Source organism: Paenibacillus alvei DSM 29 (genome assembly GCF_000293805.1).
Classification (GTDB): domain Bacteria; phylum Bacillota; class Bacilli; order Paenibacillales; family Paenibacillaceae; genus Paenibacillus_B; species Paenibacillus_B alvei.
The window spans coordinates 400,001-423,464 of record NZ_AMBZ01000001.1 but is presented as its reverse complement, the minus strand read 5'-3'; the positions used below and the strand labels follow the sequence as shown (position 1 = coordinate 423,464).

The window sequence follows — 23,464 nt, the reverse complement described above, 5'->3', positions numbered from 1 at the left end:
AAACGAATATCATTATGGTGGTTAGTCCGAAGGGGCTACCTATTGCTGTACAGGTGACCAGAGTGCTGGTACGTTCGAAGGTTCCCAGCCGTTCAAAGCTGTATGCGGTTGCACACACTTATAGATTGCACCATTATACGAGACAAGATCGCCTATCTTGTACGGTTTGCCTACCTGCCATGGCTCTTTATCCCCCTCAGGTTTTGGGAGATTAACCGTTGCGGATTGACTATGAGGCGAGGCGTTGCCTTTTCCGTCGATGATCTTGACTGTAAAGGTATACGTTTTGCCTGGACTAAGATCTTTTACCGTATAATTGGTTTGACTGCTGGTTCCGATTTTTTGCTGTTGTTGATAGATTTCGTACGTAAGACCTTGAATTCCTGTGTTCGGATCGATCCAATTCAGGTTCGCTGAATCATACGTGACTGCTGTTACAGCGAGCTGCTCAGGTGCCTTCAGTACAATTGGTTCTGGTTGTTCAGGGCCTTGGCCAAGAATAGTAGAACGATTGCCCGATACTACTAATGCAAATGGCTGAGGGCCTTGCGGCACATTGTATCCTTTGACGGTAACTGTATATTCGCCTGTAGTTGGAGTTGAAAGATATACATTTTCCACGTTGTTAATGTGGTCGTAATTGGCACAGCTTGTGCTACCTGTATTTTGTACGAAGCAGTTGCCTTTGTAGAGTTCGCCAGTTGGGGCTTTTACTTCAAGATCGAGGTCATTAACCAATTGCTTGCCAGCTTGAACGGCGCCTTGGTAATCGCTCCAGACAAGAGATATCTTAAGAGGTTTGCCGGCTTCGGCCTTGACGCGGTAGGAGATAGAATCGTTTGTTTTGATACCTGCGGTGTTGTCGATGAAGCTATTGGTTCTTCCGTCAGTAGGGGTGAGTGAATTCACGAGGTTAACGCGTCCCCATCCTGTCTCTCTGCTCATCCACCCATATCCTACATCTTCAGCTCCGTTAATGAGCGTAGCTTTGATGAGCGCAGAGGAAGGCGTTACATGCTTGTTCTCGGTATAAAATTGACGAACGATGGCTGCCGACCCTGCAACAGCTGGTGTGGCCATGGAGGTGCCGGTCATGTTGGTGTAGTACTGATTTGGATTTGCAGGTCTAGTTGAAGCTGAGGAACGAACGGAAATAATTGAGGTACCTGTAACAACGAGGTCAGGCTTGACTCTTCCATCTACTGCATATCCTCTGCTGGAGCTTGGGGCAATTTGATTCGGATTTGTTTTTTGAAGATTACCAACCGTGATGGTGTTTTTGGCATTGCCAGGTGAAGAAATGGTGTTGTTCCCGCTGCCATCGTTCCCTGCGGCGAACAATACGGTGAAGTCTTTATTCTTGAATGTATATTCATCAGCACGAGCAGAGTTGGAATTGTAGGAGTAGTTGAAGCGTGCGCCCCAGGAGTTTGTATGGATGAACGTGCCTTGCTGCTTCGCAGAGCCGAACAAGTCGCGCAGGTCGCCTGGGCAGATAGAAGTACCGCCGCAGCCGATTGTTTGGAAGAACAGTTTGGCGCCATAGGCAACGCCTTTATATTTCCCATTGGACATTGCTCCTGTGCCGAGCACGGTACCGGCTACATGAGTGCCATGACCAATTGTATCCTCCCATGTTCCTTCGGGGTTAGGAACAGGTGTCTTATGCAGCTGACCTTCAAAATCCTTATGGAGTGTGTTTAGATTACCGGAATCCAAGCCGCTGTCGGCTACGGTAACCACTTGACCTTTTCCAGTCAATCCCTTGCTCCATACGCCATTCGACGTAGCAGCCCCAACTTGATTAGTAACGAAGTCGTTGAAAATCTCATCGACGGGCTTAGATTCGACGAAGGTGACATCCGGCTGATTAAGAACAAGCGGGAGTGTTTCACTGCTTATTACAGCTTCGATATAGCCTTCTTGCACATCGGTAACAGGGATGGCTTGCTGCTGAAGTGATTGGGCAACATCTGCCTCACTGCCCTTGAATACCGAGATGACATAGTTGCTTGGTGCAGTGTTTTCTGATGTGGAGAGGTTGCCGTTCTTCCATTCCGGCTGAAAGAGGGTGACTCTGTAAATCTGATCATTTGCGGCGAGGGTGCCGGCTTGTTGCGGGTTCATGCGTACGAGATAAGCATAGTCAGGGAGATAATCTCCGAGTTCCGCTCCAGCCTGTTGCAGGAGCTGTTTGGAGGAATCTGTGATGACGTCGTTGAATTGAACAACGTACAATTGGCGTTGTGTGCTTTCTTCATCAAGCTGCAGTCCGTAGTTTTCATTTTCATTCTGGAGATTGACGGTGCCTGTTCGCAAGTAGAGAAGCTTCTCGGTTGAGTTGTTCGCGGGGGCCTCATAGGCTGACACCGCTGGTGACATCAGGCTGATTGCCATGGCAATCGACATGATCATTGAAAGCACTTTTTTGTTGTTTTTGTTCGCCAAATGCTATTCCTCCTCGGTATAAAAGGTATAGTCTAGTCTGACAAAGCTGGTTTTTAACGAATAACCTCACCTCCAAAATGCTAGATGTACACTTTACCCAATTACCATTTGTATAAAGCAATCATAATAGTTTCAGAACTGGGTAAAAATGTATGAACCCATTTTATAAAAATTAATGAATTAATTCAATAGTTTTACTGTGATTTCCAGAAATTTTTTTTGGATTCTAGTATGTTTGGAATCATACAATTTCAATTTCAATATAGGGGGAAAATGATTCATTTATATCTAAAAACACGAACGAGTATTGATAAATATTATTAAATGTTCGGAAATAGAGTTGACAGTGAGGCAGGGTGACGATACAATGTGAGTAGATAATCTAATAACGCAATACTTTTTCGTATAATCTCGGGAATTGGCCTGAGAGTCTCTACGAGATCACCGTAAATGATCTGGCTACGAAGAGGAATGGCTTTCCGGATGAATCGATATCAGATTTGTCTTGTACGCTTTGCTGCCCATAATCTGTGTGCAATGACAGGATGGGAACTTGCTATGCATCCATATAGCGGGCAGTGCGAGTAGGAAATGCCTTACTTTTCGACGCCAGAACTCGGGAGCACAACCTGAGTTCTTTTTTTGTGCTCATACAGGTTGCTAGGGGAAACAGAAGCAGCAGTAAACACACATTCATGGAATGTCATGGGGAGGATGTTACACACATGGAGCGCTTCTTCAAAGTTAAGGAGAACGGTTCGACAATCAGTACGGAGATTATGGCAGGGATTACGACCTTTATGGCGATGGCGTACATTTTGGCCGTTAACCCGAACATTCTAACGGCTTTCGGCAAGACCGGCATGGAATGGTATCCCGTATTTCTTGCAACAGCTATTGCAGGCGGTATTTTCACCATTGCGATGGGGATCTTCGTTAACTTCCCGGTTGCCTTGGCACCAGGGATGGGGCTGAATGCTTACTTTGCAACTGTAGTCGTATCGACTGCCGGCTCGGAACATCCGATCACATGGCAAATGGCTTTGACGGCTGTATTTATTTCCGGGATTATCTTCTTCCTGCTTACGATTACACATGTACGTCAAATGCTGCTTGAAGCAGTTCCTGATGCACTGAAGCATGCGATTACTGTCGGCATCGGGTTGTTCATTACGATTGTCGGCTTGAAAAATAGCGGGCTGTTGTCCGTGTCCGTTGAGACCGTGAATGATATTCCTAAGGGTACATTCACACCGCTTCTAGGATTTGAAACAGTATTCGGCTTAGGCAGCTTCTCCAATCCTGATGTGCTGCTTACGATTATCGGTTTGGCACTTATTTCAGTTCTAATGATTTTGAACGTACGCGGCGCGATTTTGTTCGGCATCTTGGGAACAACAGTCGTTGCTATCTTGATGGGGCGCGTTGATTTCAACTCGCTGAATGGTGCAAGATGGGTTCCTGATTTGACTCAATTGAGCTTCTTCGAGTTCGATTTCGCTGGCATCATGGGCGTGGGTATCGTATCTATCATCCTGACGTTCACATTCGTTGAACTGTTCGATACATTTGGAACATTGGTTGGTACAGCCAACCGTGCTGGATTCATGAAAAATCGTGAAGAAGGCAACAAGCGTGTAGGGAAAGCGATGTTCGTCGACTCTGTTGCGGTAGCGGGCGGAGCGGCACTTGGCACAAGCACAGTGACTGCATTCGTAGAAAGCTCCGCGGGTGTAGCCGAAGGCGGACGCACAGGACTTACGTCAGTAACGACAGGGATTTGCTTCTTGTTGTCCTTGTTCTTGGCTCCGGCAGTTGCTTTGATTCCAGGCCCTGCAACAGCAGCAGCCCTTATCGTCGTTGGTGTATTGATGATGCAAGCCGTTACGGAAATCAATTTCAAAGACTTGGTGATTGGGATTCCGGCATTTATGACGATTGCGTTCATGCCGTTCACGTACAGCATTGCGAACGGTATTTCCTTCGGCATTCTTGGTTATGTTCTGCTGGCGTTCGTAGCGAACGTATTCGGCAAAGGTGAGAAATATAAGATTCACTGGCTTATGTGGGTTCTGTTCGTACTGGTTATTGTCCGCTATGTAGCAATGGGCGGGCACTAGGGTTCGCTTTTGATCACGAAGTGGAACTGAGGGTAACTCGGCATCGAATCTTGCATTCACCCTTCGAACAGCATATGCTTTCGACGTATGTTTCCTTACGGAAACATTGTAGCTGCTCATGTAGTTTCAGCTACATTCCGCTGCTCCTTACAAGTTTTGCATCGCAAAACTCGCTTCGGAAGCATCGGCTTCGGGTTCAAGCAACCTTCTCGGTGCTGAAAAGCGAACTTTTGATGACGAAGTGGAACTGATTGTAACTGTGCTGAAAAGCGAACTTTTGATCACTTACAACACGAAATACTCAACTTAGAATGGCATCAGGGGGATGGGACTTCATGAAAAAACTAGCGTTAACACTTGCATTCGTACTTTCGATGGGCACGCTACTGGCAGCCTGCGGCGGAGACAAAGCGGCTGAAGGCGGCAAGGAAGCGCCGACGGAATTGGTCATCTCGACATGGGGATTTGCCGAGGATGCGATGAAGAAGAACGTGTACGAACCGTTCGAGAAAGAGTATAACGTTAAGATCGTGACGGAAATCGGGAACAACACGGATCGCTTGAACAAAATTCGCCAAGGCAGCTCGAAGGTGGACCTGATCTACTTGTCTGATTACTATGCGCTGCAAGGTGCGGAGGAAGGCTTGTTCGAGAAAATCGATCGGAAAAACATTCCGAACATCGAGCAGCTATATGGTATCGCCAAAGCGCCGATCGGTGAGGACTATGGCCCAGCGCATACGGTAGCGCAGCTTGGGCTTGCTGTAAACAGCGATGAAGCAAAAACGCCGATTGAATCATGGAGCGACCTGTGGAAGCCTGAATTAAAAATAAAATTGCCCTGCCAAACATTACGATTACGACAGGGCCTATGATGATGGATTTTGCGTCGAAGGTAGCGGGCAGCAAAGACATGGATACGGAAGCGGCTTTCAAAGCGATGAAAGAAATTAATCCTGGCGTCGTGAAGTATTACTCCAAGTCCGCGGATTTGGTAAATATGTTCGCACAAGGTGAAGTTGTAGCTGCGCCAATGCAGGATACATTCTTGGGCAGCCTGACGGAAGCTCTGCCATCCGCCAAGTACGTAACGCCAAAAGAAGGCGCGTATGCGCTGTTGAACACGGTCAACATTGTAAAAGGCTCGAAACATAAAGAGCTGGCAGAAAAGTTCATTAACTGGCACTTGAGCAAGCAAGTACAAGAAGCGAATGCCAAGGCTCGCGTCGATTCGCCAACGAACAAAGAAGTGAAGCTGACAGCTGACGAGGCAAAAGGCTTAACATATGGCCCAGATGTCGTTGAGAACCTAAAGACGCTTGACCTTCGTAAAGTGAACAAAGAAATGAGCGGTTGGATTGACCGCTGGAACCGTGAAATCGAGTAAAGTCCAAAATAGCGAATGTTCAAAAACGTATACGTTGCAGCAGGGAAGACGACTTCATGGCGACAAGGTACTTTTTTGAACTTCCTCAGAAAGAGGAGGGCTGCCGTTTATCGCACCCTCCTTTTTTATTCCCAACAGCAGTCAGGAGGCTGGTATTATGCTGCAGAAGAATACCGCTAACTCGAAGCAGATTCCCGTCATTATGGATGTAGATACGGGCGTAGATGATGCACTCGCATTAGCGTTAATTTGGAAAAGCAAGCAAGTAGATCTTGTTGGCGTGACGACAGTGAACGGTAATGTCTCGCTCTCACAAGCAACGTTAAATACACGGAAAGTTATGCATATGCTGCAACAATTGGACGTTCAAAATGAACGGTCGAATGCAGGAGAGGGCAATGGAATAGCCGATCTCTCCATCCGCAATGTTCCAATCATTCCGGGGGCCAACGAGCCATTGATGCGCTCCACATTTTTCGAGCACGCCGTACACGGCAATGATGGCTTGGGAGGAGCGCTATCCGATACGAGTCCACCGGAGCTGGAGGAAGGGCTGCTGCATGCAGCACAGTTCATCATTGAAGAAGCGAAGAAGCGTCCGGGTGAGCTGACACTTCTGATGACAGCGCCGCTCACCAATCTGGCAATTGCCTTGCGGGCATGCCCTGAATTGCCGCAGCTCGTTAAGCGGGTTGTCGTGATGGGGGGCGCGGTGCAAACGTTCGGCAACGTTACGCCGGTGGCGGAATACAACATCTACGTTGACCCGGAAGCGGCCAAAATGGTGCTGCACGCGGGCTTCGACCTGACCCTCGTCGGTCTGGATGTGACGCGTCAGGCGCTGCTGCGGCCAGAGCATTTGGAGAAGCTCGATTCCACACCGCTTGGAGGTTTTGTCCGTACATGTACGGCACAGTACATGGAGCGTTACCGAATGCGCAACGGTGTAGAGGCGTGCGCGATGCACGATCCGCTCGCTGCCTATATCGTGATCGACACCAGTGTCGTCAAGATGCGCCGCTATTATGTGGACGTTGAGACACGAAGCGACCTGTGCGACGGGCAAACTGTGTGCGACGTTCAGAATCGCCTTGGCCGGGAGCCAAACGCAAATGTATGTGTAGAGGTAGATGGAGAAACGTTCATGGATCGTTTTATCTCCGTATTGCAAGCTTAGACATCAAGAGAAACAGGAGACGAACTGATGAAAAAACCATTCGTATGGCTGCTGCTTCCGGGACTCGTATTCTTGACCTTGTTCATGATCATCCCGATTTTTATGACGATTGGCTCAACCTTCTTCCGTGAAGGACAATTTACAATTGACGGTTATGTAAAGCTGCTCGGTGATCCATACATGCTGAAAATATTGGGCACTACGCTGCAGGTCAGTGTCGTCACAACATTTGCCTGCATTTTGATTGGATTCCCTGCTGCTTACTATATTTCAAGACAGAGGGCTCGCATCAAAGGAATCCTGCTGGCGCTCGCAATCTTCCCACTCATGACCAGTGCGATTGTGCGCTCCTTCAGCTGGATGGTCATTCTCGGTAAGAACGGCTTGGTGAATCAGCTGTTGACCAGCATTGGATTGATTGATGAGCCGTTAAAAATCATGTATACGCCAACCGCAATGATGATCGGTCTCATTCATCTGTTTTTACCGCTTATGATTATTTCCCTCGTTGGTGTTATGGAGAACATTGACGGCGACCTGTTGAATGCTTCATCAAGTCTTGGCGCATCACGCATGAAGGGCTTTATGACCGTCATCGTGCCGCTGTGCGTGCCGGGTCTTATCGTCGGCAGCATTCTCGTATTCGTTGGCAGTCTAACGGCGTATACGACGCCGCAACTGCTCGGCGGCAAGCAGCGAGTCGTCGCCACGTTCCTGTATCAGAATGCAATGACGCTCAACGATTGGGATATGGCTTCGATTATTGCGACCGTCATGATTGTCGTTACTTTCATCATTATCGGTCTTATGAATCAGCTCGCTCGCAAATTGAATCCGAAGGGATAACGGGGGTTAACTTCTTATGAAAGAACAACATCGCGGACTCGCCGTATTTACGGGATTGGTGTTTCTCTTTTTGCTCGGGCCGCTCATCATTATTATGGCAACGTCTTTTGGAGAGGGTTCGGTACTGAAGTTCCCGCCAGAAGGCTTCTCGTTGAAATGGTATCGCAATATTTTTGATGTCGAAATGTTTTTGTCCACGTTCAAAGTTACGATCATCGTCGCGCTGGTCGGCAACCTGATTGCGCTTTTGCTCGGCGTTCCTGCTGCTTATGCGCTAAGCCGCTATCAGTTCAAGGGCAAGGGACTGCTCAATGCAATCTTTATTTCGCCGATTTTGATTCCTGGGGTCGTGCTCGGCTTCACGATGCTGAAGTATTTAGTTGTGAAATTCGAATTGCCCGTCTATACAAGCTTGCTGATCGGGCACATCGTGCTCATGCTGCCATTTATCATTCGCGTCATTGCATCGAGCTTGGCGAACTTCGACTATTCCGTTGAAGAAGCGTCCATGAGCTTAGGTGCGAGCCGGTTGCAAACATTCTTTACGGTTGTACTGCCTAACATTCGTTCCGGTCTTATCGCGGGTGTTCTGCTCGCGTTCCTGGAATCGTTCAACAACGTAGATATTTCCGTGTTCATGACAGGACCAGGGGTCAGCACGTTGCCAATTCAAATGCTGACATACGTCGAAAATTACTTTGACCCGACGATTGCTGCGATTTCGGTGCTGCTAATGGTCATTACAGCATTGCTTATGTTCTCCATTGAACGCTTAATGGGACTCTCCTACTTCACGAAAAATAACTAGCATACATCGGAGGCCAACGATCATGGAATTGCTATCTCTTCAAAATATATCTGTTGCATACGAGAAAAACCTGATCTTGAAAGACTTCAACTTGAGCCTGAATGAAGGCGAGCTGATTTCTTTGCTCGGTCCATCGGGCTGTGGCAAGACGACAACATTGCGGCTGATTGCTGGCTTCCTGGAAGCAAAGGACGGGAAGTTCCTGTTCCAAGGTAAAGATTATACAAGGGTACCGGTAAATAAGCGCAACTTCGGTTTCGTATTCCAGAGTTATGCGCTGTTCCCGCACATGAGCGTATTTGACAATGTCGCATACGGCTTAAAGCTACGCAAGGTGGACAAGTCGTCCATCGCGAAGCGCGTGCATGAGATGCTGGAGGTTGTAGACCTGAAAGGCTTCGAAAAGCGATTCCCCGGGGAACTATCCGGTGGGCAGCGCCAACGCGTCGCGATCGCCCGCGCGCTCGTCATTCAGCCGGATCTGCTCCTGTTCGACGAACCGCTCAGTAACCTGGACGCGAACCTGCGCGTCAATATGCGCGTAGAAATTCGCCGCATTCAGAAGCAGCTCGGGATTACAAGCGTGTATGTATCTCACGACCAAGAGGAGTGCTTCTCCATCTCAGATAAAGTTGCCATCATGAACAAAGGCGTCATTGAGCAACTGGATGCGCCAGCAAACATTTATAAATACCCGGCTACGGAATTCGTTGCCCAGTTCATCGGCTTCAACAACTTCATTGACATTGGCGAAATGCATGATGATGGGAGAGCCATTATGATACATGGCGCAGAAGGGACGAGAATGCAGGTCATCCATCGCTCGGGCCATCCATTGTCCAGCTCGATGAAGGGCGCTATTCGTCCGGATGATCTCCTGGTAGTTACGGATAGCGAATGTACGGCCGGGATTGGCGGCTTAACGGCTGAGGATGTGGAAGCGGGACGGAACTTGATTGCCGGTCAAGTTAAAATCAGCACCTTCCTCGGTCGCAGCTATCAATACATCGTCGAAACGCCGCTCGGCGAATTCACGGTAAATCGCGAAATGGAGACGCCATTCGAACGCGGTACAGCCGTGAAGCTTGTATTGCCGAAGGAAAAGGTCGTATTGGTGAGAAGTTCAAATTAATAGTACATGTTCAAAAAAGACGCTTTTCAGCACCAAGAAGGTTGCAAGAACTCGAAGAAGGAGCAGCGGAGTGTAGGCTAGACTACATGAGCAGCGGACTTCGAGAGTGAATGCAAGATTCGACGCGGGGCTACTTCCCGTATCACTTCGTGATCAAAAGTGTTTTTTTGAACTACCTCTATACCAACGAAGGACAGCGAGGAGTGGAAACGTGAAGATAGATTTGTTGGTAACGAACGTCAGTGTGTACAACGTGTATTTGAAACGATTCATACAAGGCAATGCCGCCATTAAGGATGGGCGATTCCTCTACATTGGCGCTCGCGGAATGGATACATTCGAGGTGGCTCAGATCGTGGACGGAACGGGTAAGTATATGATTCCAGGCCTCGTCGATATCCATCTTCATATTGAGAGCACGATGGTTACGCCCCAGACGTTCTCGCATGGCCTTATTCAAAACGGAGTCACGACGATTGTATCCGAGCCGCATGAGATGGCGAACGTGTTCGGCGTTGAAGGCGTGAAGGAAATGATCAATGCAAGCAAGGGCTGCACGGCGGACATCTTATATGCAATTCCGAGCTCGGTGCCTGCAACGCCGCTGGAGACTACAGGCGGGGAAATTGACATTGCGGATATTGATGAGCTGCTGAAGGATGAGCGGGTTGTATGCTTGGGAGAGATTATGAACTCGGTCGATGTTCTGCGCGATCCGGACTGCAAAACGAACCGCATTCTGCACCATATCCGTACCAATTATCCGAACCTCGTTATCGAAGGGCATACGCCGAAGAAGCTGGTTGATCTGGAATTGGCACGCTTCATGTTTGCGGGAGTAGACTCCGATCATACCGAGCAGGCCGTTGACAGCATGCGCGATCGGATGGCGAACGGCATGTTCCTGGAGATTCAGGAGAAGTCGATGACACCGGACATTATGGATGTACTCATTCATGAGGATGTTGCAGAGCTGTTCTGCTTCGTAACGGATGACGTCATGGCGGATACCTTCGTTCAGGACGGTCATTTAAATCATCTAGTCAAAAAGGCGATGGCAATGGGCATGAAGCCAGAACGCGCGATTTATGCGGCGACGTATACGCCAGCCAGACGGATGCGCTTGTACGATCGCGGCGCAATTGCACCGAATAAAGTGGCGGACTTCGTGCTGCTCAGCGACGTTGAGCAATTCCGCATTGCATCGGTATATAAGCACGGCTGTTTGGCTTATGAGGCAGATACAGACTATGTGCAAGAGCGCGAAGAGCGCCAATTTCCGCCTCATTTCTATGAGAGCGTGAAGCTGCAGAAGCTTACGACAGAAGATTTCCGGGTAGCTGCAGAGGCTGCTGATGGCGAGTATCTCTGCCGCGTTATGCAGGTGTTGAACGGAACGACGAATACAAAGGAACTGCATGAACCGGTACGTGTAGCTGATGGGGAATTGAAGTGGCAGGAAAGTCCGTATGGGTTAATTGCTACCTTCGAACGTTATGGCAAGAACGGCAACCGTGCTTATGGATTCATTACGGGCAACACGATTAAGCGCGGAGCGATTGCGACGACGTATTCCCATGACAATCACAACCTGCTTGTCGTAGGTCATTCACAGGCAGACATGGCGCTTGCGGCCAATACAGTCATTGCGGATCAGGGCGGCTTCTGTGTCGTTGATGATGGCAAGGTGATTGCACATATTCCGCTGCCTGTAGGCGGCATTTTGTCAGAGGAGCCATTCGAAGAGTTCGGACAAGCCGTGAAGCGGCTGCGCGAGGCGATGGAATCACTCGGCTACGAGCATTACAACCCGATTATGTCGCTGTGTACGCATTCCTTGCCGGTAAGTCCGGCGCTGAAGCTAACGGATTTGGGATTGATTGATGTTCATGCTGGACGGGTTGTTCCTCTGATCGTGGAAAAAGCCTGAATCGTATCGGCTGCTAGGGAGTCTTTTATAGGTGAAGAGTCGTAGGGGTTGTTGAATCCTTACGACTCTTTTCGTGTCTAAGCTAAACTATCGACTATGAAATTTGCTTGTAGGATCATTCCTGTCAGTTTAACGCAATTGTGTAGAATCTCCCGAGACCAATTGTGGCTGGAATACGATCTTTTGCTTTGGCATGTCCGGAGTGTCTGCTTGACGGAGCAGCAATTGAATCGTTTCCTTGGCCATATCGGGAATTGGCTGTGCAATCGTCGTGAGACGCGGCACAACGATTTGAGATAGGATTGTATCGTCGAATCCGATGATGGACAAGTCGTTAGGAACCTGCAAGCCGATCTGGTGAGCAGACTGCATAGCTCCAACGGCTAGCAAATCGTTGCAGGTGAATATCGCAGTCGGACGGGAAGGCTGCTGCAGTATTTGATTTGCGCCAGAACATCCTTCTGCGACAGACGAGTGGACGACTGTGATCCATTGTTCGTTCGGCTCGATTCCTGCATCCTTCATCGCTTGCTTGGCGCCGCGAACCCGATGCTCTCCGCTTGGGCTGTCCTCTGTAATGATGCCGATATCGGCATGTCCTAACTGGAGCAAGTGGCGAATCGCTTCGTAGCCGCCTTTAAAGTCATCCACGGTCACGGTGTGCATGGTCAGGGATGTGATGTCTTTGGAGAATAGCACGATGGGGAGACTTTCGGTAATATAGTCTTCAAGATGCGACCATTTCGTAAATTGGCAGGCAATGATAAGTCCGTCAATTTGCTTGCGCTGCAGAAGGGAAATATAATTCATTCCTTTATCATCCTTATTGTCTGTGCTGCACATGACAATACTGTATCCGGCGGCTTGTGCTTGATCCTCGAGATTGCGGGCAACCTCAGCGAAGAAGGGGTTGGCCAGATCGGAGATAAGCAGGCCGAAGGTGGACGTTTTCTTCCCGGTTAACGCGGAAGCAACTACACTTGGCTGGTATTGCAGTTCTTTCATAATATGAAGGACGCGCTCACGCGTTTTGACACTGATATTGCCTGTTTGATTGACGACCTTCGATACGGTGGCAATGGATACGCCAGCCGCCTTGGCTACGTCGTAAATAGTTGATTTCATAGATAACTCCTCATCGTTCTTCGCACTTCTTGCGTATGTCTTCTCTTTATTTCTCATTATACAACAAAAGGAGAATGGACTACGCCATTCTCCTGTAAGAGACTGCTCGAAATAAGCGGCAGCATCACTTTTTTTCAAATAGCCATTCGTGTTCGGGATCATTGTGGAACTTCCATGTACGCACAGGGCCCGCCATTACGTTTAAATAATAGGAATCGTATCCTGGAGGCGCGGATACCGGGTGGTATCCCTCAGGAACTAGGACAACGTGGCGATGCGGCACGGCTATCGTCTCATTCAGCGAACGGTCGTCATTGTATACGCTCTGCATAATGAACCCTTGCTCAGGATTGACTTCATGGTAATAGGTTTCTTCCAAATAAGATTCATGCGGCAAATTTTCCTGATCGTGCTTATGCGGCGGATAGCTGGACCAATGGCCGCCTGGCGTGAACACCTCTACGACGAGCAGGCTGTCCGCCTCTTTTTGTTCCGGCAAAATATTATGGATATGCCGCTCAATGCTGCCGGAGCCGCGTGTTTCTACACCGACATCATCAGGTGCGATGACGCGAGCGGGATATGTTCCTTTGCCGGGGGCCGCACAGACAGCCAGCTCCAAGGCCGTCTCGGCCTGAACGGTATATCGATCATGGTTCGGCACATAAACCGAATACGGAGGAATGCGTTCAAATACACTCATGCGCTGTCCAAGCATACCGAATGATTTTTTCGAAGTGCTGACCTCAGCCTTCCCGCTCAGCAGGACAAGGCATACTTCCTGCTCATTTGTATCGTTTTGCAGTGTTTCGCCCGGCTGCAGCGAATACAGCTCGAATCCTACGTACTTCCAGCCTGCGCTTTGCGGCGTAACGGAAATGACCCTGCCTTGCTCATCTCTTGGTTGTGGCGATACGAGTAATTTAGACATAAAGGCTGCCTCCTTGCCTAAGTTGAGAATAGTTTTTGTAAATACAAATCCTATATTTTAATGGGCTAACTTAACAGGCAGCCCACTGCGCAGCGACTCTTTGGCCGCTAGTGCGATGCGTTCCGCCTGCAATCCGTCGTTGGCATCACAGACGACTGGGCCATCGTGCATAATAGCATGGACGAAGTCCTGAATCTCCTGGATATAGGCCTGCGTGTAGCGTTCGATAAAGAAGTGCAGCGGCTTGTCCATATGAACGCCACCAGCCGTCGCAACAACCGCTGTAGAAGGACGGTCATTCTGTGTTGAGACACAGCCGTCAGAGCCGAATGCCTCCAGACGCTGATCATACCCGTACACGGCCTTGCGGCTGTTCTCGATAATGCCGAGCGCACCGTTGGCAAAGCGCAGACTAACAATGGCTGTGTCGATATCATTCAATTCCCCGATTTTCGGATCGACCAGATTCGCGCCTTGCGCATATACCTCAACGACCTCGCTTTGCATGACATAGCGAGCCATGTCGAAGTCGTGAATGGTCATATCAATGAACAACCCGCCGGACTTGGCGATATACTCTGCCGATGGCGGCTCTGGATCGCGCGACGTAATGCGCAGCAGGTGCGGGGCTCCGATGCCTCCGGATTGTACGACGTCACGCGCTTTTTTGAAATTATGGTCAAAGCGGCGGTTAAAGCCGACCTGCATTTTTACGCCAGACTTCTTAACCGCGGCTAATGCTTTCTCTGTCGTTTCGATCGAGAAGCTGACAGGCTTCTCACAGAAAATATGCTTGCCGGCTTCGGCAGCCTCGCGAATGATGTCTGCATGCGTGTTAGTCGGTGAGCAGATAAATACCGCTTGAATATCCGGGTCATGCAGAATGTCATGATAATCATTCGTGACAACGGGGATTCCATGTGCGGAAGCCCATTCGTTCAACCCTTCCGTATAGACGTCTGATATTGCACGAACGCGGATATTGCTCATTTGTTGAATATGGCTGGCATGCAGCTTTCCAATTCGTCCGGCACCGATGATTCCTACTTGCAGCATAATAATCCCTGCTTTCTCTGAGTGTGATCGAAATTGTTCTGTATATGGAACAGTAAAACGACTTACTAGGCAAAGTAGGGAAAGCGCTTAACTCATATTTTAACTATAGGCTATGTTCCAGAGGTTGGCAAGGTAAAAAATCAATAATTGAGTTTGATTTCGCTGTGTAACAGGGAAAATGGCAAGTTATTTTAAATAGGAAAAGAAGATGTGCAAGTGAAAAAAAGAACTTAATAAATCATTAAAAAAGCGTTTACATTACCAAATTGGTGTGCATATAATTAGCTACAAGGTAAGCGCTTAACTCGACTCGCAACAGAAAGAGACTGCATCATAGCGGCCTCAGTCCTGCAGAAAGAGGGCATGAGGCAGAGAACATGGAGGTGCTGACTGGATATGAGTACACTATCATTCCCTAAGGATCGGCCATTCGACTTGATTGCTATCGGAAGACTGTGCATCGATCTAAATGCGAACGAAATCAATCGGCCAATGGAGGAGACAAGAACGTTCACGAAGTACGTGGGCGGATCTCCAGCCAACATTGCAATTGGGGCGGCACGCCTCGGCATGAAAAGCGGATTCATCGGCAAGCTGTCCGATGATCAGATGGGCCGTTACATACGACAATATTTGAACGATCAATCGATAGATACGTCACAGCTTGCTGTAGATGATACGGGAGCGATGACAGGATTAGCCTTTACTGAAATTAAAAGTCCTACGGATTGCAGCATTCTGATGTACCGTGATCATGTAGCGGATCTCCTCCTGAAGCCGGAAGAGGTATCTGAGGAATATATCAAGCAGACGAAGGCGCTGCTCATATCAGGAACGGCGCTCGCTGCGAGCCCGTCACGCGAGGCGGTATTCATTGCCTTGGAATATGCGCGCAAGCATGGGGTATTCGTATTCTTCGATCTAGACTATCGCCCGTACACCTGGAAAAATGTTGCGGAAACCTCGATTTATTATCAGCTTGCGGCGGAAAAATGCGACTTTATCATTGGGACGCGCGAAGAGTTCGATATGATGGAGAAGTTCTCTGGTCAGCAAGCGGACGATCGATTGACTGCAGCGAAATGGTTCGGGCATCACGCGCAGGTTGTGCTCATTAAGCACGGATCGGAAGGCTCGATTGCCTATACAAAGGACGGAGAAGCGCATAGAGGGGGCATTTTCAAAACGAAGGTGCTCAAGACGTTCGGAGCGGGCGATTCCTATGCATCTGCCATGATTTATGCGTTGATGCAGGGTTGGGATTTGCCGCGCGCGATGGAATACGGCAGCGCTTCGGCAGCCATCGTTATCTCGCGCCATAGCTGCTCAGACGCGATGCCAACGACCGCAGAATTGGATGAATTCATTAGAAGCGCGGAGCGCGGGGAATAGAACTGATTACAGAATATAAGTCATATCAATATGGAGGAACGGTTCATGCTCGTTACACTAACGGAAATGATGCAGGGCTTGCCGGAACGCAATGCGGCCGTGCCAGCATTTAACGTATTTGGTTATGAGGATGCGTCGGCGGTCATTGCCGCAGCCGAGGAAGTTGGAGCGCCGGTCATATTGGCAACGAATAAGGTGGCGCTTCGCTATATGCCTCTTCAAGTATCAGGAGCTCTGTACAGAAGCTTGGCTGAGCGCGCAAAGGTACCGGTATGCATCCATTTGGATCACGGCGATGGATTCGAGTCGGCAGCCGAAGCAATTATGAGCGGGTATACATCCATTATGTATGATGGCTCACAACTGCCGCTAGCAGACAATATCCGCAACACGCGGGAAATCGTGAAGCTGGCGCATGCCTGCGGCATTCCTGTCGAAGCGGAAATTGGCGCTGTTGGATATACGGATCCGTCCATGAATGTGGAGGCTAGGCTGACAGCGCCCGGCGAAGCGAAGGTCTTTGCTGAAGAGACTGGCGTCGATGCGCTGGCAGTGGCGATCGGTACGCTGCACCGGATGGAAGAGCAATCCGCGCCGATCGACTACGAACGGCTTGCGGAGATTGAGCGCGTCGTATCGGTACCGCTTGTACTGCATGGATCGACAGGTGTGAAGGACGATGATTTGCGCAGGCTTGCAGCCACACGTATCAGCAAGGTCAATATCGGAACGGCGCTTCGCATGGCATTCGGCAAGACACTGCGCAGCGAAATGCAGGAAAAGCCGAATGAGTTCGATCGCGTTGCCTTATTCGCCCGCCCGATGGAGGCGGTGAAGGAAGCCGCCAAGCAGAAGATGCTGCTGTTGAATGCCCATCAAGCTTTGAACGTATAAAAGGAACGGTTTGTTAGGTTCACATCCGGATTTCAGATGTTCTTACTATATATGAAATGACGAGAGGAGAATGGAACATGACAGAAGCAATCACCATTCGCAACTATGTCGGGGGACAATGGAAGGAATCAACATCAGGCAGAACGGAACCGGTATACAATCCGGCTACAGGCGACATTATCGGACAAGTTCCGTTGTCCAGCATGGAAGAACTGAACGAAGCGGTAGCTGTGGCTGCGGAAGCGTTCCGCACATGGTCGCGAACTGCCGTGCCGCGCCGGGCGCGCATCATGTTCAAGTATCAGCAGCTTCTCGTTGAGCATTGGGATGAACTGGCCAAGCTGATTACGCTTGAGAACGGAAAAAATTTCAAAGAAGCATACGGCGAAGTGCAGCGAGGCATCGAATGCGTGGAATTCGCAGCCGGTGCGCCAACGCTCATGATGGGCAAGCAGTTGCCGGACATTGCAACCAACATTGAATCTGGCATGTACCGTTATCCAATCGGTGTCGTCGGCGGCATTACCCCGTTCAACTTCCCGATGATGGTGCCGTGCTGGATGTTCCCGCTAGCGATAGCTTGCGGCAACACGTTCGTGTTGAAGCCTTCCGAGCGCACCCCTCTTCTGGCTTGCCGTTTGGCGGAGCTCATGGAAGAAGCGGGCTTGCCGAAGGGGGTACTCAATATCGTCCATGGTGCGCATGATGTCGTGAATGGATTGCTTGATCATAAGCAGGTGAAGGCGATCTCCTTCGTTGGCTCCCAGCCAGTCGGCGAGTATGTGTACAAGCGCGGCACTGCCAACTTGAAGCGTGTGCAAGCCTTAACTGGAGCTAAGAACCACTCGATCGTAATGGAAGATGCGAATCTGGAGAACGCTACGACGCAAATTATCAATGCTGCATTCGGTTCGGCTGGAGAACGCTGCATGGCCTGCTCGGTCGTACTTGTGCAGGAATCGGTTGCGGACGAGCTTGTTGCACAGCTTGTGAAGGCTTCCGATGAGCTTATCATCGGCAATGGCGAACGTGATGATGTGTTCCTTGGACCAGTCATTCGCGAAGGTCATAAGGAGAGAGCGATCGGTTACATTGATGCGGGCGTGCAGGAGGGGGCCAAGCTTGTGCGCGACGGCCGCCAGGACGCAGAAACCAATGGCGAGGGCTTCTTCATGGGGCCGACGATTTTCGATGAAGTGACACAGCAAATGAAAATTTGGCAGGATGAGATTTTTGCGCCGGTATTGTCGATCGTGCGTGTGAAGGATATTGATGAGGCAATCGCTTGGGCGAATGAATCGCGCTTTGCGAACGGTGCCTGCATCTTCACGACGAGCGGCGCATATATGAGACAATTCCGTGAGCATATCGATGCAGGGATGCTTGGCGTGAATGTTGGTGTTCCTGCGCCGATGGCCTTCTTCCCGTTCTCTGGATACAAGGATTCCTTCTATGGGGATTTGCATGCGAACGGCACGGATGGAGTAGAGTTCTATACCCGCAAAAAAATGGTCACTACGCGCTGGTAAGGGATGGTGTTCGGGATGGAAACGATCCGTTTAACAATGGCGCAGGCACTCGTCAAGTTCCTCGATCAGCAGTATGTGGAGTTTGACGGTGTGGAGCAGCGCTTCATTAAAGGCGTATTTACGATATTTGGTCACGGCAATGTGCTTGGATTAGGCCAAGCGCTCGAAGAGGACTGCGGCGGCTTGGAAGTGTACCAAGGGCGCAATGAACAGGGGATGGCCCAAGCTGCCGTCGCATTTGCCAAGCAGACGCGGCGCAAGCAAATTTGCGCCTGCACCTCCTCGGTCGGGCCAGGCGCAGCCAATATGGTGACCGCTGCGGCAACGGCGACGGCGAATCAAATTCCAGTGCTGCTGCTTCCGGGAGACACGTTCGCCTCCCGCCAGCCTGATCCGGTGCTGCAGCAAATAGAGCAGCAGCATGATTTTACGATATCGACGAATGATGCTTTTCGTCCGGTAAGCAAGTATTGGGATCGAATCGTGCGTCCGGAGCAGCTAATGACGGCACTGATTCAAGCAATGCGGGTGCTGACCAACCCAGCCGACACCGGTGCCGTTACGCTGGCATTGCCGCAGGACGTACAGGGGGAGGCGTATGATTATCCCGTCTCCTTCTTCGAAAAACGGGTACATCGAATCGATCGGCGGCCTGCATCAGCAGCGCAGCTTGAGGATGCGGTTCGCCTGATCGCTCGCAAGCGCAAGCCGCTGCTTATCTGCGGCGGCGGCGTTCGCTATTCCGAAGCGGGAGAAGCTCTGGCGGCATTCGCGGAAGCCTTCCATATTCCTTTCGCTGAGACGCAGGCGGGCAAGAGCGCGGTCGCAAGCTCCCATCCGCTCAATTTGGGCGGCATAGGAGTGACAGGCAATTCGGCTGCGAATGCGATTGCCAAGGATGCTGATCTCATTATTGGGGTTGGCACACGCTTTACCGATTTTACGACAGGATCTAAGGAACTTTTCGGCAATCCCGATATGGATGTCGTGACGGTGAACGTCTCCGAATTCCAAGCGATTAAGCTCGATGCGACTCCGATTGTGGCTGACGCAAAAGTGGGATTGGAGGAGCTTCATCAGCGGCTTCAATCCCTAGGATACCGTTCAGCATATATAGGGGAGATTCAAGAAGCGCGCGACGCTTGGGATAAGGAATGGCAGCGGTTGGCCGGGATTCATTACGTAGAGGGAACAGGCGCATTTACCCCTGAAATTGAGGGGCATTTGGATGAGGCACTGCCAGAATACGCGGAAGCGCTTGGCAGCTGCCTGACGCAGACACAGGTTGTGGCCGCCTTGAATCAACTGCTCGACGACAATGCGATCGTTGTGGGCGCAGCCGGCAGCCTTCCGGGGGATTTGCAGCGGATGTGGCGAGCGGAGACAACGCATTCGTACCATATGGAATATGGCTACTCATGTATGGGATACGAAATTGCAGGTGCGCTTGGTGTGAAAATGGCGGAACCGGAGCGAGAGGTATACGCTTTTACCGGTGACGGCAGTTACTTAATGCTTCACTCTGAACTACTGACGAGCATTCAAGAGGGACGGAAAATTAACGTTCTGCTATTCGACAATAATGGTTTCGGCTGCATTAACAATTTGCAGATGGGCAACGGCATGGGCAGCTTCGGCACGGAGTTCCGTTCGCGTAACCCGCATACGGGCAAGCTGGATGGGCCTCTTGTCAGCATCGATTTTGCGCTTAGTGCATCGGGGTACGGAGCCGTTACGTATTCGGTTCGCACCATGAAGGAGCTTGAACAGGCCGTGATGGCGGCTAAGCGCCAGAAGGAATCGACGTTGATCGATATTAAGGTGCTCCCGAAGACGATGACCCATGGCTATGATGCATGGTGGAACGTCGGTGTAGCGGAGGTGTCGGGCAAGAAAGCGATTGCGCAGGCCTACGATGAGCGGCGCCAATTCTTGAGCCAGGCACGACCATATTAGCCAATCCACTCGTATATTCGATGGCAAGTTCGACGGCAATAACTTTTATTAACATGTCACAGAGCAGGAAACAGCAGTAATGGAGCAGGCGGTAGATAGTCGGGCACAGCATTCCGTTAGGCGGATATCGGAATGTTCGATGTTCGGGTCGCTTGACGGACAGCAGAGGATAATAATCGGCAGACGATTTTTTCGAACATGACTTTGCGAGGTTATCGAGCTGCCCTTCCAAGCTTTGCCGCCTGACTCCATGAATCTTGATTATGACTTCTGGGGAGGTATGGGCATGTTTGCAACAGACAGTGTGAAGATTGGGATCGCTCCTATTGGCTGGACGAACGATGATATGCCTGAATTAGGCGGAGAAAATACATTTGAGCAGTGTGTGAGCGAGATGGCGCTTGCCGGGTTTACGGGGACGGAAATCGGCAATAAGTATCCACGTGATGTAGAAGTGCTGCAGAAGGCGCTGCACTTGCGAAACTTGGAGGTAGCGAGTGCCTGGTTCAGCGCGTACCTGACTGTAAAGCCGCTTGAAGAAACGGTAGAGGCATTTATTCAGCATCGCGACTTTTTGCATGCGATGGGCTCGAAGGTCATCGTTGTATCCGAGCAGGGGCACAGCATTCAGGGAGAAATGGATACTCCGCTTTTTGATAATAAGCCGATATTCAACGACGAAGATTGGAAGCGCTTAACTGAGGGGCTTCATCGATTGGGAGAGCTTGCTCGGGCCAAGGATATGCATCTTGTGTACCATCATCATATGGGAACTGGCGTTCAGACAACGGTGGAAATCGAGCGCCTGATGGCTAGCACAGATCCGGAACTGGTGTCCTTACTGTATGATACAGGCCACCTTGTATTTTCCGGTGAGGATCCCCTTTACATATTGAATCGTTTTATGGATCGAATCAAGCATGTTCACTTGAAGGATGTGCGCAAGGATGTAGCACGCCGCGTAATTGAAGACCAACTGAGCTTCCTGCAAGCGGTGAAGGAAGGGGTATTTACGGTACCCGGAGATGGATGCATTTCCTTCGAACCGGTGTTCCAATCGCTTGCGGCGGCTGGATACCGTGGTTGGATGTTGGTGGAAGCAGAGCAGGATCCTGCTCGGGCAAATCCGCTCGAATACGCAATGAAGGCCAGACAATACATTTTGCAGCAAGCAGGCGTATAACGGAGGGACGTATAGATGAAACAGGACAAGCAGATATCGGTAGGACTCGTTGGCTTAGGGAGATTAGGACGGCAGCATGCGGACAATTTGGCGCATCGCATCCCGAACTGCAAACTGATGGCTGTATGCAGCGTGAAGCCGGAAGAGGTGGAAGAGGCTCAGCAAGAGCTCAAAGTTCCTTACGGATACACAAATTATGAGGATATGCTGCGCAATCCAGAACTAGATGCGATATTTATCGCTTCTCCATCTGCGTATCATTGTGAACAGATTGAACAAGCGCTGGAAGCCGGGTTTCACGTATTTAGTGAAAAGCCGCTTGGGCTGTACATGGAGGAAGCGCTGCGCGTGCAGAAGGCTGTGCGCAAGCACCCGAATCAGGTGTTCATGCTTGGCTTTATGCGCAGATATGACCGCTCTTATGCGTATGCAAAGAAGCAAATTGAAGCGGGTGCTATTGGCGAACCCGTGCTGATTCGCTGCTATGGAATCGATCCGGCACAAGCGATGCCGGGCTTCATGCAATTTGCCAAGAGCAACTATAGCGGGGGCTTGTTCCTTGATATGGCGATTCATGATTTAGATTTGGCTCGTTGGTATTTGGGCGTAGAAGCGGAACGCGTGTGGGCGATCGGCGGTTCTCATCGATATACCGAGCTTGCGGAGCTGAACGATGCGGAAACCGGAGCGGCACTTGTTCAATTTGCAGGTAATAAGATGGGGATATTTGTCGCGGGGCGCAATTGTGCTCACGGCTATCACATCGAGACAGAAATTATAGGTACGCAAGGATCGCTGCGCATCGGAACTGTACCAGAGAAAAATCAAGTCATGATTCTCGATGATCGGGGTGTTGTGCGAGAGTGTGCAAATGGATTCCTTGAACGCTTTGAACAGGCTTATATGGATGAAGCAATTGAATTTGTACAGGCAATCCTCGAAGGAAGACAGCCAGAAGTAACGGTAGAGGATGGGGTGCTGTCGACCGTGCTTGGCTATGCATGCAAGGAGTCGTTTGAAAGCGGCCAACTGGTAAACGTTCAAATGCCTGCTGCCGTGACTGCCATCAAGTAAGAACGGGGGTTCTTACTCCTTCTCGGTGCAGCAGTCCCTTTTACTTGAACTAGCAAAGATAAGCACAAGATTTCTCTATGCATAGAGGAGGGCTTTCATGACTTACATCACGGTCATCACCTTTTTACTGTATACTGGAATTGTTGCCTGGTACTCTTGGTACAAGACGCGCAGTGTGGATTTGAACAGCTCGGATGGATATTTTCTGGGCGGGCGCAGCTTGTCAGGTGTTGTAATCGCTTTCTCACTGCTGCTGACGAACTTATCGACGGAGCAAATGGTTGGATTGAATGGGCAAAGCTATGCAACATCTATGGTTGTAATGGCTTGGGAGGTAACGTCGCCGATCGCGCTCATTTTCATGGCATTTATCTTCTTGCCGCGTTATTTGAAGTCAGGGATTACGACAATCCCGGATTTTCTGGAACAGCGCTATGATTTGCGTACGCGCCAAATAATTTCAATTTTGTTCTTGC

17 protein-coding genes, 1 pseudogene and 1 riboswitch (1 of these 19 only partly in view) are annotated in these 23,464 nt (G+C 50.0%); of the genes and pseudogenes, 14 read left to right on the top strand and 4 right to left on the bottom strand.

Annotation, left to right across the window (positions count from 1 at the left end; translation table 11 throughout):
• Positions 1–39: 39 nt before the first annotated feature.
• Positions 40–2,448 (bottom strand): S8 family serine peptidase, encoded by a 2,409-nt coding sequence (locus tag PAV_RS02080; RefSeq protein WP_005543183.1) that lies wholly within the window; start codon positions 2,446–2,448, stop codon positions 40–42.
• A 381-nt stretch (positions 2,449–2,829) separates the two neighbouring features.
• Positions 2,830–2,930, top strand: a riboswitch (purine riboswitch).
• Between the two features lie 243 nt (positions 2,931–3,173).
• On the opposite strand from PAV_RS02080, the gene PAV_RS02075 reads away from it, so the two are divergent.
• The 7 genes and pseudogenes from PAV_RS02075 to PAV_RS02045 all read left to right on the top strand — a co-directional run bounded on the left by PAV_RS02075 (position 3,174) and on the right by PAV_RS02045 (position 11,848).
• Complete coding sequence (locus tag PAV_RS02075; protein WP_005543182.1) at positions 3,174–4,568, top strand: NCS2 family permease; 1,395 nt, start codon at positions 3,174–3,176, stop codon at positions 4,566–4,568.
• 335 nt (positions 4,569–4,903) lie between these two features.
• Positions 4,904–5,955 (top strand): annotated as a pseudogene (locus PAV_RS02070) (ABC transporter substrate-binding protein).
• A gap of 157 nt (positions 5,956–6,112) precedes the next feature.
• Positions 6,113–7,132 carry a nucleoside hydrolase gene (locus tag PAV_RS02065; RefSeq protein ID WP_005543181.1) on the top strand — a complete coding sequence of 340 codons (1,020 nt, stop codon included), beginning with the start codon at positions 6,113–6,115 and terminating at the stop codon, positions 7,130–7,132.
• Positions 7,133–7,159: 27 nt separating this feature from the next.
• The gene (locus PAV_RS02060) at positions 7,160–7,978 is read left to right on the top strand and encodes an ABC transporter permease (RefSeq protein WP_005543180.1); all 819 of its coding nucleotides are present in this window, start codon (positions 7,160–7,162) and stop codon (positions 7,976–7,978) included.
• Positions 7,979–7,994: 16 nt separating this feature from the next.
• Entirely contained in the window at positions 7,995–8,786 is a 792-nt protein-coding gene (locus tag PAV_RS02055; RefSeq protein WP_005543179.1) for an ABC transporter permease, read from the top strand.
• A 22-nt stretch (positions 8,787–8,808) separates the two neighbouring features.
• Positions 8,809–9,918, top strand: a complete 1,110-nt coding sequence (locus PAV_RS02050) for an ABC transporter ATP-binding protein (protein WP_005543177.1) — start codon at positions 8,809–8,811, stop codon at positions 9,916–9,918.
• A 211-nt stretch (positions 9,919–10,129) separates the two neighbouring features.
• Entirely contained in the window at positions 10,130–11,848 is a 1,719-nt protein-coding gene (locus PAV_RS02045; protein WP_005543175.1) for an adenine deaminase, read from the top strand.
• 129 nt (positions 11,849–11,977) lie between these two features.
• Here the strand turns inward: PAV_RS02045 and PAV_RS02040 are convergent, their stop codons facing one another.
• From PAV_RS02040 to iolG, 3 genes are all read right to left on the bottom strand, one after another.
• Positions 11,978–12,973 (bottom strand): LacI family DNA-binding transcriptional regulator, encoded by a 996-nt coding sequence (locus PAV_RS02040; RefSeq protein WP_040735205.1) that lies wholly within the window; start codon positions 12,971–12,973, stop codon positions 11,978–11,980.
• Positions 12,974–13,097: 124 nt separating this feature from the next.
• Positions 13,098–13,904 (bottom strand): 5-deoxy-glucuronate isomerase, encoded by an 807-nt coding sequence (gene iolB / locus PAV_RS02035; RefSeq protein ID WP_005543171.1) that lies wholly within the window; start codon positions 13,902–13,904, stop codon positions 13,098–13,100.
• A 57-nt stretch (positions 13,905–13,961) separates the two neighbouring features.
• Positions 13,962–14,966: an inositol 2-dehydrogenase gene (gene iolG / locus PAV_RS02030; RefSeq protein ID WP_040734875.1), complete on the bottom strand. Its 1,005-nt coding sequence runs from the start codon at positions 14,964–14,966 to the stop codon at positions 13,962–13,964.
• 390 nt (positions 14,967–15,356) lie between these two features.
• Here iolG and iolC point away from each other — a divergent pair, with 390 nt between their 5' ends.
• The 7 genes from iolC to PAV_RS01995 form a co-directional block, all read left to right on the top strand.
• Positions 15,357–16,352 carry a 5-dehydro-2-deoxygluconokinase gene (gene iolC / locus PAV_RS02025; protein WP_005543167.1) on the top strand — a complete coding sequence of 332 codons (996 nt, stop codon included), beginning with the start codon at positions 15,357–15,359 and terminating at the stop codon, positions 16,350–16,352.
• Positions 16,353–16,397: 45 nt separating this feature from the next.
• Positions 16,398–17,246 carry a class II fructose-bisphosphate aldolase gene (locus tag PAV_RS02020; protein ID WP_005543165.1) on the top strand — a complete coding sequence of 283 codons (849 nt, stop codon included), beginning with the start codon at positions 16,398–16,400 and terminating at the stop codon, positions 17,244–17,246.
• Between the two features lie 77 nt (positions 17,247–17,323).
• Positions 17,324–18,775, top strand: a complete 1,452-nt coding sequence (locus tag PAV_RS02015) for a CoA-acylating methylmalonate-semialdehyde dehydrogenase (protein ID WP_005543163.1) — start codon at positions 17,324–17,326, stop codon at positions 18,773–18,775.
• 15 nt (positions 18,776–18,790) lie between these two features.
• Positions 18,791–20,731: a 3D-(3,5/4)-trihydroxycyclohexane-1,2-dione acylhydrolase (decyclizing) gene (iolD, locus tag PAV_RS02010; RefSeq protein WP_005543160.1), complete on the top strand. Its 1,941-nt coding sequence runs from the start codon at positions 18,791–18,793 to the stop codon at positions 20,729–20,731.
• A 286-nt stretch (positions 20,732–21,017) separates the two neighbouring features.
• Entirely contained in the window at positions 21,018–21,914 is an 897-nt protein-coding gene (gene iolE / locus PAV_RS02005) for a myo-inosose-2 dehydratase (protein WP_005543158.1), read from the top strand.
• Between the two features lie 15 nt (positions 21,915–21,929).
• Complete coding sequence (locus PAV_RS02000) at positions 21,930–22,988, top strand: Gfo/Idh/MocA family oxidoreductase (RefSeq protein ID WP_005543156.1); 1,059 nt, start codon at positions 21,930–21,932, stop codon at positions 22,986–22,988.
• Positions 22,989–23,085: 97 nt separating this feature from the next.
• On the top strand, positions 23,086–23,464 hold the 5' end (the start) of the coding sequence (locus tag PAV_RS01995) for a solute:sodium symporter family transporter (protein ID WP_005543155.1). Its footprint extends 1,211 nt past the window's final position; the window shows 379 of its 1,590 coding nt (coding positions 1–379); it begins with the start codon at positions 23,086–23,088; the stop codon falls past the right edge of the window.

Coding starts and splice junctions, on each gene's coding strand:
- PAV_RS02065 (WP_005543181.1), top strand. CDS start 6,113: ATGCTGCAGAAGAATACCGCTAACTCGAAGCAGATTCCCGTCATTATG.
- iolD (WP_005543160.1), top strand. CDS start 18,791: ATGGAAACGATCCGTTTAACAATGGCGCAGGCACTCGTCAAGTTCCTC.
- iolB (WP_005543171.1), bottom strand. CDS start 13,904: ATGTCTAAATTACTCGTATCGCCACAACCAAGAGATGAGCAAGGCAGG.
- PAV_RS02000 (WP_005543156.1), top strand. CDS start 21,930: ATGAAACAGGACAAGCAGATATCGGTAGGACTCGTTGGCTTAGGGAGA.
- PAV_RS02055 (WP_005543179.1), top strand. CDS start 7,995: ATGAAAGAACAACATCGCGGACTCGCCGTATTTACGGGATTGGTGTTT.
- PAV_RS02015 (WP_005543163.1), top strand. CDS start 17,324: ATGACAGAAGCAATCACCATTCGCAACTATGTCGGGGGACAATGGAAG.
- PAV_RS02050 (WP_005543177.1), top strand. CDS start 8,809: ATGGAATTGCTATCTCTTCAAAATATATCTGTTGCATACGAGAAAAAC.
- PAV_RS02060 (WP_005543180.1), top strand. CDS start 7,160: ATGAAAAAACCATTCGTATGGCTGCTGCTTCCGGGACTCGTATTCTTG.
- iolC (WP_005543167.1), top strand. CDS start 15,357: ATGAGTACACTATCATTCCCTAAGGATCGGCCATTCGACTTGATTGCT.
- PAV_RS02040 (WP_040735205.1), bottom strand. CDS start 12,973: ATGAAATCAACTATTTACGACGTAGCCAAGGCGGCTGGCGTATCCATT.
- PAV_RS02020 (WP_005543165.1), top strand. CDS start 16,398: ATGCTCGTTACACTAACGGAAATGATGCAGGGCTTGCCGGAACGCAAT.
- PAV_RS02075 (WP_005543182.1), top strand. CDS start 3,174: ATGGAGCGCTTCTTCAAAGTTAAGGAGAACGGTTCGACAATCAGTACG.
- iolE (WP_005543158.1), top strand. CDS start 21,018: ATGTTTGCAACAGACAGTGTGAAGATTGGGATCGCTCCTATTGGCTGG.